Origin of the sequence: Kribbella sp. NPDC026596 (assembly GCF_040638415.1) — a bacterium.
GTDB lineage: Bacteria > Actinomycetota > Actinomycetes > Propionibacteriales > Kribbellaceae > Kribbella.
In genome coordinates, this window is the sequence record NZ_JBEZYF010000130.1 from 1 (window position 1) to 8810 (window position 8810).

7 protein-coding genes and 1 pseudogene are annotated in these 8810 nt (G+C 68.3%); 2 read left to right on the plus strand and 6 right to left on the minus strand.

What is annotated here, in order from left to right; translation table 11 throughout:
* Positions 1-226, plus strand: a pseudogene (locus tag AB0E63_RS45660) (TetR/AcrR family transcriptional regulator); the annotation flags it as partial.
* A 58-nt stretch (positions 227-284) separates the two neighbouring features.
* On the opposite strand, the gene AB0E63_RS45665 reads toward AB0E63_RS45660, so the two are convergent.
* The 3 genes from AB0E63_RS45665 to AB0E63_RS45675 form a co-directional block, all read right to left on the minus strand.
* Positions 285-470 carry a hypothetical protein gene (locus AB0E63_RS45665; protein ID WP_360380954.1) on the minus strand — a complete coding sequence of 62 codons (186 nt, stop codon included), beginning with the start codon at positions 468-470 and terminating at the stop codon, positions 285-287.
* 107 nt (positions 471-577) lie between these two features.
* Positions 578-1270, minus strand: a complete 693-nt coding sequence (locus AB0E63_RS45670) for a DUF4386 domain-containing protein (RefSeq protein ID WP_360380956.1) — start codon at positions 1268-1270, stop codon at positions 578-580.
* Positions 1271-1307: 37 nt separating this feature from the next.
* The gene (locus AB0E63_RS45675) at positions 1308-1901 is read right to left on the minus strand and encodes a hypothetical protein (protein ID WP_360380959.1); all 594 of its coding nucleotides are present in this window, start codon (positions 1899-1901) and stop codon (positions 1308-1310) included.
* Positions 1902-2034: 133 nt separating this feature from the next.
* Between AB0E63_RS45675 and AB0E63_RS45680 the strand changes: the two genes are divergently transcribed.
* Positions 2035-2751: a TetR/AcrR family transcriptional regulator gene (locus AB0E63_RS45680; RefSeq protein WP_360380962.1), complete on the plus strand. Its 717-nt coding sequence runs from the start codon at positions 2035-2037 to the stop codon at positions 2749-2751.
* Between the two features lie 102 nt (positions 2752-2853).
* Here AB0E63_RS45680 and AB0E63_RS45685 read toward each other — a convergent pair whose 3' ends face one another.
* From AB0E63_RS45685 to AB0E63_RS45695, 3 genes are all read right to left on the minus strand, one after another.
* Positions 2854-3939: an IS630 family transposase gene (locus tag AB0E63_RS45685; RefSeq protein WP_360380964.1), complete on the minus strand. Its 1086-nt coding sequence runs from the start codon at positions 3937-3939 to the stop codon at positions 2854-2856.
* A 152-nt stretch (positions 3940-4091) separates the two neighbouring features.
* The gene (locus AB0E63_RS45690) at positions 4092-5246 is read right to left on the minus strand and encodes an alpha/beta hydrolase (protein ID WP_360380967.1); all 1155 of its coding nucleotides are present in this window, start codon (positions 5244-5246) and stop codon (positions 4092-4094) included.
* Positions 5247-5769: 523 nt separating this feature from the next.
* Entirely contained in the window at positions 5770-8523 is a 2754-nt protein-coding gene (locus tag AB0E63_RS45695) for an AAA family ATPase (RefSeq protein WP_360380970.1), read from the minus strand.
* Positions 8524-8810 lie beyond the last annotated feature (287 nt).

The following is an 8810-nucleotide window of genomic DNA, read 5'->3' on the forward strand; positions in this document are numbered from 1 at the left end:
CTACGGGTTCGCCCTGTCCGAAGCATCCCTGCCGATCAACGGACCGGACACCATCCCCGAGGTCGCCGGGCAGATGATGGCGCGGTACGCCGCCGGAGAGTATCCGCACCTCGTCGAGTTCTCCGTCGAGCACGTCATGAAACCCGGCTACGACTATGGCGAGGAGTTCGAGTTCGGGCTCGGCATCGTCCTGGACGGTCTCGCGAGATCGCTCACCAGCGATTAGTTGCCCCCAGCCCGAACCCGCGTCGGCTCTCGACTCGAGGCTCACCAAGGTCGAGCGATCAAGAAATCCTTATTTCAAAGGCGATCGCGGCTGTGCAACGCACATCACTCGATCGCGTGTCCAAGGGATCGAGGACAACGGCCCGGCCGCGCGGATCTCGCAGGACGGGTGTCATGGTGCTCAGCCAGTCGCCCAGTGCCAGGTTGAGGACGGTCAGCGTGGGAAAGATCGCGAGCCAGATCATGAGCGCCAGTTGGTGCTTGGTCGGCGGCCCGGCCGGGGCGCGGGTCGAGGTCTTGGTGGGTGCAGGGTCTCGACAACACGGGTCCGCGCCGCTGAGCGAACCGTGGGTCAGACGAGTAGCGCGATGCCTGCGGCGATGAGCCACACAGACCAGGCGATGTAGGTGATCGGCGTGAGGGTGGCCGCGAGCTTCCAGCCATGGCGCTCGGCAGGTCCCACGAACTCCAGGGAGCACAGTACGAGGACGGCGCCGATGACGATCGCGGGGATCCCGAGCCAGTTCGGGGCGAGGGTGGTCTGGGTGAACGCGATGCCGGTCAGGATTGTCCAGGCGCCGGTGAGCAGATAGCCGAGGTGCTCGCCGACGGCGACGCCCAGGTAGCGGTTGAAGCTCTGGAAGACGACGTCGATCGCTTCGCGTCGGGCGGGGCTTGAGTCCGGGTCGGCGTCGACGCGGGCGAGGTAGGGCACGAGGAACGGCCAGCGGATGAGGCCGAGGAGTTGCACGAGCGCAGCAAGAGTGCCGAGGGTGGCGCCGACAACCCGCAGCGTGTCGCCGGCGCCGTCGAGCGCGACCGCGACGACGACTGCGAGGGGCGCGAGGGCGGCGGCGGTCAGGGCGAACGTCCACCACCACAGCAGCAGCATCGTGCCACCTTCGCGAAACCGGGCGAGAACCTCGTGGGTGGGACGGCGCAGGATGTCGGGGTAGTCGAAGGTGGCGGCCAGTGCGCCGAAGGCGACGTTGAACGCCACCGGAAGCGCGAGTAGCAGGCCACCTGCAACGGTGACGGTGCTCATCGGCGCGCGGCCGCGAAGACGATGTGCCGAGGCGTAGTCATGCCTTCGCCACGTGGGGTGCGGCCGCCGACGTCGGGTCGGTGGTGCCGCGGTGGGGCAGGAGATAGTGGAGCAGGACTCCGGATAGTGCGGAGAAGGTCACCGCGCCATAGGCGCCGAAGATCGTGAACTGGTTGTCGACACTGATCCCGCCCAGGGTGGTGACGGTCCAGCCCAGCGCCCACAGGACGGGCATCGCGGCGGCCCAGGCCCAGCGCAGGTGGATCTGTCGTGGCAGAGCCAGGGTCTGCGCCACACCGAGGACAACGCCGGTGAGGGCACCCATCACAGCGAGTTCGCCCAGTGAGGTGCCGTATCCGACGGCGGAGGCGCCGAGGAGAAGACCGCCACCCATGCCGATGCCGGTGGCCGGGATCCACAGGCGCGGATCGAGGCGCCGGCCGCTCACCAGCGCCTGCCCGGCACCGAGGACGAGCCCGGCGACCAAGCCGCCCAGCAATGCAGCAATCGGCCCGTCGACCCGGCCACCCACCGCCGTGCCGGCCAGGCCAGCGAGGGGAAAGAAGAGGAATCCTGCGGTCCACACCAGCCAGGACCGAAGGAAGGCTGGCGATGCTGCGGAACGGGTCATGGTGCTCAACTCCTGGAGGCCGACATTCGCCGGCCGGGTTGTGATGAGAGAACTCGGAACAGGGCTTAAACTCTGTACTGTGTACAAATAGTGTACGCTGTCCAAAATGATGTCAAGAGATGAGGCCAGGCCAATGTCAGAACCAGCCAAGCGCGGTCGACGCGGACCGCGGCGAGCCCTGACCGAGGAGCAGATCCTCGACGCCGCACTGACCCTGCTCGACGACGGCGGGACGGGCGCAGCCTCCGTGCGGGGCATCGCTGCGAAGGTGGGCGTGGCCCCGAACGGCGTGTACACCTACTTCCCGGACAAGGCCGCCGTAGTGAAGGCGCTCGTCGAGCGCTTGCTCGGCGAGGTCGACCACGGCATCTTCACCGACCGCGACCAACCCTGGCGGCAGCGCGTGGAGTCCCTTGCCCTGGATCTGAGAACACGACTCTCGGCACACCCCGGCGTAGTTCCGCTGATGATCGGCGGCCCCATGGACGGACCCAACGCCCTTGCCCTGAACGAACGACTCCTCGAGCTCCTCGCCGACGCCGGACTCCAATCCGCCGACGCCGCGCGCGCCGCCTACCTGCTGATCACCTACGTGTTCGGCTCGATCGCCCTCGAAGTCGCCGACCTGCACCAGCCCGGACCGCTACCGCCAGAGTCGGAACGGATCGATACGCGACTCCGCGCCTTCTCCGCGACACCCCCCGAGCACTACCCCCGTACAGCCGCCGCAGCCGGCGAGCTCGCCGGCTACATCTCCACCGAGCAGTACCTGTGGGGACTTCGCCGGGTGCTCGACGGGATCACCACAGGCGCCGCCGATGCCCCGGAGATGCTGGCAAGTAACGAGTGAGACCAGCTGCCGATACATGGTTTTCTGCCGCTCAGGTCAACCGGCGACTCTGCCGCCGACCCGGCAACTGCCTGTTCCCGTGCCGGGTCGGCCGACCCACACCTAGTGTCTTGAGTCGTTAATTCGCGTGCAGTATGCGGCGAGGGTGTCGAGGATCTGGTCGGCGGTCTTGGTCCAGACGAAGGGTTTGGGGTCGGCGTTCCATTCGTTGATCCAGCCGCGGACGTCGGCTTCGAGTTCGGTGATGCTGCGGTGGGCGGAGCGGCGGAGTTTGCGGTTGGTGAGTTCGGCGAACCAGCGCTCCACCAGGTTCAGCCACGAACTGCTGGTCGGGGTGAAGTGCAGGTGGAATCGCGGGTGGCGGATCAGCCATTCCTTCACCTTGGGGGTCTTGTGGGTGGCGTAGTTGTCCAGCACCAGGTGCAGGTCGAGGTCGTTGGGGACGGCGGCATCGATCAGTTTCAGGAAGCGCAGGAACTCCTGATGACGGTGCCGGCGGTAGTGCTGGGCGATCACCGACCCGCTGGACAGGTCGAGGGCGGCGAACAGGCTGGTGGTGCCGTGCCGGACGTAGTCGTGGGTCATCCGCGCCGGTGTCGTTGGCATGATCGGCAAGATCGGCGCCGTGCGGTCGATCGCCTGCATCTGGGACTTCTCGTCCACCGCGAGCACCAGTGCGTTCTCCGGTGGGCTCATGTACAGCCCGACGACGTCGCGGACCTTGTCGACGAACAACGGATCGGTCGACAGCTTCCAGGTCTCGATCGCGTGCGGCTTCAGCCCGAACGCCCGCCAGATCCGCGACACCGCACTCTGCGACATGCCGGTGCTCGTAGCCATCGACCGGGTCGACCAGTGCGTGTCCTCACCAGGCGTGGACTCCAGCGTCTTGGTGATCACCTGCTCGATCTGATCGTCGGTGATCGTCCGCGGCCGCCCCGGACGCGGCTCGTCCGACAACCCATCCAACCGGTCGGCCTGGAACCGCGAGCGCCACTTCGACACGGTGCCCCGCGTGATCTCCAGCCTCTGCGCCACCTCGGCGATCGTGTCGCCGTCAGCGCAACGCAATACGATCCGGGCCCGCAACGCCAACGCCTGCGCCGTTTTCCGCCGCCGCGCCCACCCGGCCAGGACCGACCGCTCCTCGTCGGACAACACCACCGGCTCAAGTCTCGGACTCGCCACCGACGCAGCCTACCAAGTAGTCGCGAACTAATGACTCACGACACTAGGCAGCGGGACCTCGTACACGGTTGCGCCGCGTATCGCAGAGAGGCCTTCCAGCCAGGATCATCGAGTGCAAGTGAATGGACACGCTCTTACGGCTGCGCTCCGGTTCACCTGACCGGCGGTGATGCGCTCCGGACTGAGGAGACGACGTCGAGGATCGCTCGGGCGGTGGCTGCCGCGTGTCCTTGGTCCGAGATCAGCGAATCGTGGGTGGCGCCATCGATGACGCGGTGCACGCTGTTGGTCGACAAAGTGGCCATTTCTTTCTGATTCGCTTGCCAGGTGGCATCACTTCCGCTGCCGGCTGTCAGGACGGCCAAGGGCTTGTCGGCGAAGTCACTGAGAGATGCAGCTTGCTCCACCGAGGCGCTCGCCTGGGCGTACTCGTCGATCGTGCTGCGGAGATTGTTTGCGGTCGCGGCGCTGGCGCGTGCCTCGTCCCGGGACCGTGGCGGCAGGCTGCCGTGTTCGAGCTGGCCGTACAGGCGGCCCAGGCCAAGTCGAGCCGAGGTCGAAACCAGTGCGGAGACACGGCCCACGACGTCGTAGGAGTCTGGATCGACGAACGATGCTGTCCCTGGTTTCGCCGCCGATTTCGGTGCGGTGGAGTCGACCAGCACCAGTCCGGCGACCTCTTCGGGGTAGCGGGCGGCGAAGGTGCGTACGTAGAGGCCGCCGAAGGAGTGGCCCGCGAGCACATAGGGTCCGGGAACGTGTCCGCGTTGCAGCAGCGTGTGCAGGTCAGTCGCTATCTGCGTGGCGTCCTGGGCGGTGTCAGCGGGCTCGCTGCATCCGCGACCTGCACGGTCGTAGACGCAGACCCGGGTGTCGCGGGCGACGGCCGGCGCAATCCACCCGAGATTCGACGACATCTCCCCTCCGCCCGGTTCGAGCACGACCGTGGGATTGCCTGAGCCGGTGCAGTTGAGGTGCAGGCTGTGTCCGCCGACGTCGATCAGCTGACCGGGCATCGGGTAGGCCTTGGCATCCGCAGCTTCACGCAGGGTCTCGTAGCCGCTCCCGATTGAGGCAAGGGCCAACATCGCCATCACCGGGTAGAGCAGCCAGCGTCTGCTCCGGCTGCGAAGCTGTCGATGGACGCGGACGATCATCCAGATCACCAACGCCAACATGCCGGGTGGCCACACCCAGGTGAGCACTTCGTGCACCGAGGAGCCGAACGCCACCAGGAGAAGTCCGCCCAGGCCCATGAATAGTGCCGGAGCTGCGGCCCAGCGCTGTGGCTGATCGGTGAACCGCACCGAGAGCACGGCCAATACTGCCCAGCCCAATGCGAATCCGCACAGGACTGCGCCCGTGATGTCGTTCTCTTCGGCGGGGATGAAGGGGGCGGCGACCAGGAGTACAGCAGCGATGAGTCCGGTGGCCAACGAGCCGGCCACGATCCGACCAATGTTGGCGCTCGGCCCAGGATGAGGGCGGCCCAGTGAGTCGTTCGAGGCAGTCGGCGGGGTGGGCGACGAAGGCGCAGCGGGCGGTGGCACCTGGCGAGGCGGGTGGGTCTGTGTGGTCATGATGTCGGGGCTCCCTGGTCGTCGGAGGGTCAATGCGGTGCTGTCTCCACCGTCGTCGTCACGCCGGGGACTCGCACCGGTCAAATGACCGGGTTGCCGACGCTTGGGACGCGCCGGGCCTACGAGCCGAGGGTGCTGCGCGTGGGTTGGTTGTGCCGAACTGCGGGACGGGCCAGTCGCATCGTCCGCGGGGTGCGGCGACCCTGCTGCGGTCACGCGGCCTTACGCCGATCCGTGTTCGGCGGGACGGTCAGCTGAAATCGAGCTGAGCGAGCTCGCCGCGGGAGCTGACCCCCACCTTGGCGAAGACGTTCCGCAGGTGGAACGCCACAGTGCGCGGGGAGACCCAGCACTGGGCGGCGGCGTCCTTGTTCGACAGTCCGATGCTGACCAGTTGGGCGACCGTGCGCTCCATGGGCGTGAGCTGCAGGACGGTGGACGGGTCACGCTTGCGAGAGGTCTCGCCGGAGGCCCGCAGCTCCTGGCTGGCGCGGGCGAGCAACGGCTGCGCGCCCAGGTCGGTGAAGGTCTCCAACGCTGACCGCAGGTGCCTGCGTGCGTCGACGCGACGGTTGGTGCGACGCAGATATTCGCCATAGGCCAGCTGCGTCCGGGCCTGGTCGTACGGCCGTGCCGCGTGCCGGTAATGGCCTAGCGCATCCTCGAACGCCTGAGCCGCCTCATCGGTCTCCGCGGTGAGCGCCCGCCCAAAGGCCACGGCAGCCAATGCCCAGGGACGGTGTGTCGCGGCGGCGAACGGCGCGAGTTCGTCTACCCAGCCGAGCGCGACCGCGCGCTCGCCGGCGCGCGCCGCCGCCCCGATTCGGTCCACCGCGGCCATCCGTTGCAGAGCCGGCAGCCGCATCGCGCCCAAGTGGTGCAGTGCCGCCCCGGCATCGCCGTCGGCAGCGCTCCGCGTGCCCTTGGCCCAGCGCGTCAGGTCGTGCACCGGGTCGGTCAGAATCCCCAACGGGTGGGTCGTCACCACCGCTTCGAGTTGGCCGAGATGGTGGTCGTAGTCGTCGGTGCCAGCCAGGGCGGCGAGCAGGGTCAGCCACGCCAGCGGTGCGGCTGTCAGGCCGGGCTGGCCGACACTGCGCGCCAAGGTCAGCGCTTCGTCGACCGAGCCGCGGAGCGCAGCCCATCTGCCGGCGACCAATTGGGCGAACGCGAGCCGTTCCAGCCCGTAGATGACCGCCATGCCGGCACCGCTCTCGCGGGCGCTGGACGCCATCGTTGCGTAGAACCAGCGCGCTGCCTCGTCGTCGCCGAGGTTGAGGGCGGTGTTGCCGAGGTTCCCCAGCACGTCGAGGTCCTCGACCTGGCGTCCGGCTTGCAGGGCGCGCTCGAGCGTGGCCACTGCCTGCGCCCAGTCGCCGTCAGCCGAGGCGGTCAAGGCTCCCAGCAGCAGTTGCAGGCATCGTGTGCGAGGCGTGTCAGAGTCGGTCGCGGTCAGCAGACGAGTTCGGACGTCGTCGGCGATGGTGGCTCCGCTGTCCCCGCCGTAGGTGCGCGTCAGCGCGGCCGCCGCCGCCATCTCCAAGGCCCTGCCCGGGTCCAAGTCCGCGACGGTGCGCACCGCATGGACAAAGATGCGATGCGCGTCGCTCGCCGAACCCACATTGACCTCGATGCGGGCGCGCAGACGGTCGATGTCCGCTCGCAGTAGACCATCGGAAGTGAGCTCCCGCGCCGATCCAGACAGTGCCCGAGCGCTCACCGCCTGCCCCGACGCCCACGCGTTGCGGGCGGCCGCGAACAGGCGGGCCGCGCGCGCCGGCTCGTTGACCGTCAGGGCGGCGGCTCGCTCGCACGCGGCAGCCGCCGCGACGTATCCACCGCGCTTCTCAGCACGGATCCCCACCTGGCACAGAGCGTCGGCCAGCTCTCTGTCAGGCCCGTCCGCCGCGGCGGCACGATGCCACGTCGCCCGGTCCGGGTCACCGTCGCGCAGCGCGTCCGCCAGGGCCTGGTGCGCACGCCGCCGCTCGAAGCTGGTGGCCGCCTGGTACACCGCGGAGCGAACAAGAGGGTGCCGCACGGAGACGACGTCACCGGTGACGTTCAGCAGGCCGGACCGCTCGACGTCCGCCCACGCCCCGGCCGACACACCCAGCCGGCTCGCCGCTACCCGCACCGTGTCAACTCGGCCGGTGTTGTCGGCAGCAGCCACCAGCAACAACGTCTGCACCTCTTCACTCAACCGGCGGCAACGGTCGAGGAAGGCACGCTCCACGCTCGCAGTCAACGTCAGCTGCCGCGGCAGCGGCGCCGCTCCAGACAGCTGGGCGGCGATCAGAGTGGTGGGCAGCTCCAGCAACGCCAGCGGGTTCCCGCCGGTGTCGCGAACCAACCGGTCGGCGACCTGGCGGGGCAGCTCCCCGCTGGGCCGGTCCAGCAACTGACGGGCGGCTCCACTATCAAGCCCACCAAGCTCGAGCACAGGCAAACCCTGCGGTCTAAACGCTCCCGCATCCGCATCGCCATCGGGGTAGCGGGCAGCGAACACCATCACCACCGGGTCAGCATCCAGTTGACGGGCCGCAAACAACAACGCGTCCGCTGACGCGGCGTCGAGCCACTGTGCGTCGTCCACCACACACACGACGGGCCCGACCTCAGCTGCCGCGTCGGTCAGGACCGAGAGAGTCGCCATCCCGACCAGAAACGGTTCGGCCGATAGCCCATCTTCAAGCCCGAACGCCACCCGCAACGCAGCCGCCTGAGGAACCGGAAGCCGCTCGAAATCGACCACAGCACGCAGCAGCCGGTGGAGCGCAGTAAAGGGCAACGGCGACTCCGACTCCACACCGGCAGTGCGCAGCACGCGCGCCGCCTCAGCAGCCGATGCCGCCTGCTGGGCCCAGACGACGAGATCAAGCACCAGGGCAGACTTGCCGACCCCCGGCTCCCCCAGCACCACCAGCACCCCAGCACGTCCCGCCCGCGCCCGCACCACCAGCGCGGCAAGCTCGGCCCGCTCCCGGTCACGGCCGTACAGCACCCACCCACCCTACCGCCGCCAATGAGCGACTAGATGTACTCGGTCATGAGGCTGGTGACCGGAGTCAGCCTGACCGGCCGACGCTGGCCCGGCAGGGATCGGCAGGCCAACGCGGACGGCGACGATCGATTCTCAGCACGCGCCTGCCGGCTTGAGTCCTAGCGGACGAACAGTCGGCTGCTTACCGTCAGACTTGAGTTGGGTCAATCGGGTTAGTGCCTTGGGATCGGGTGATCCAGTGCGTCGAGGATCGCCTCTTGGTCGGGACTGAGGGCGGGTGGGATCGT

What these genes read in the sequence shown, in the direction of transcription:
- AB0E63_RS45665 (WP_360380954.1), bottom strand. Translation starts at nt 470, where the DNA reads ATGATCTGGCTCGCGATCTTTCCCACGCTGACCGTCCTCAACCTGGCA.
- AB0E63_RS45670 (WP_360380956.1), bottom strand. Translation starts at nt 1,270, where the DNA reads ATGAGCACCGTCACCGTTGCAGGTGGCCTGCTACTCGCGCTTCCGGTG.
- AB0E63_RS45675 (WP_360380959.1), bottom strand. Translation starts at nt 1,901, where the DNA reads ATGACCCGTTCCGCAGCATCGCCAGCCTTCCTTCGGTCCTGGCTGGTG.
- AB0E63_RS45680 (WP_360380962.1), top strand. Translation starts at nt 2,035, where the DNA reads ATGTCAGAACCAGCCAAGCGCGGTCGACGCGGACCGCGGCGAGCCCTG.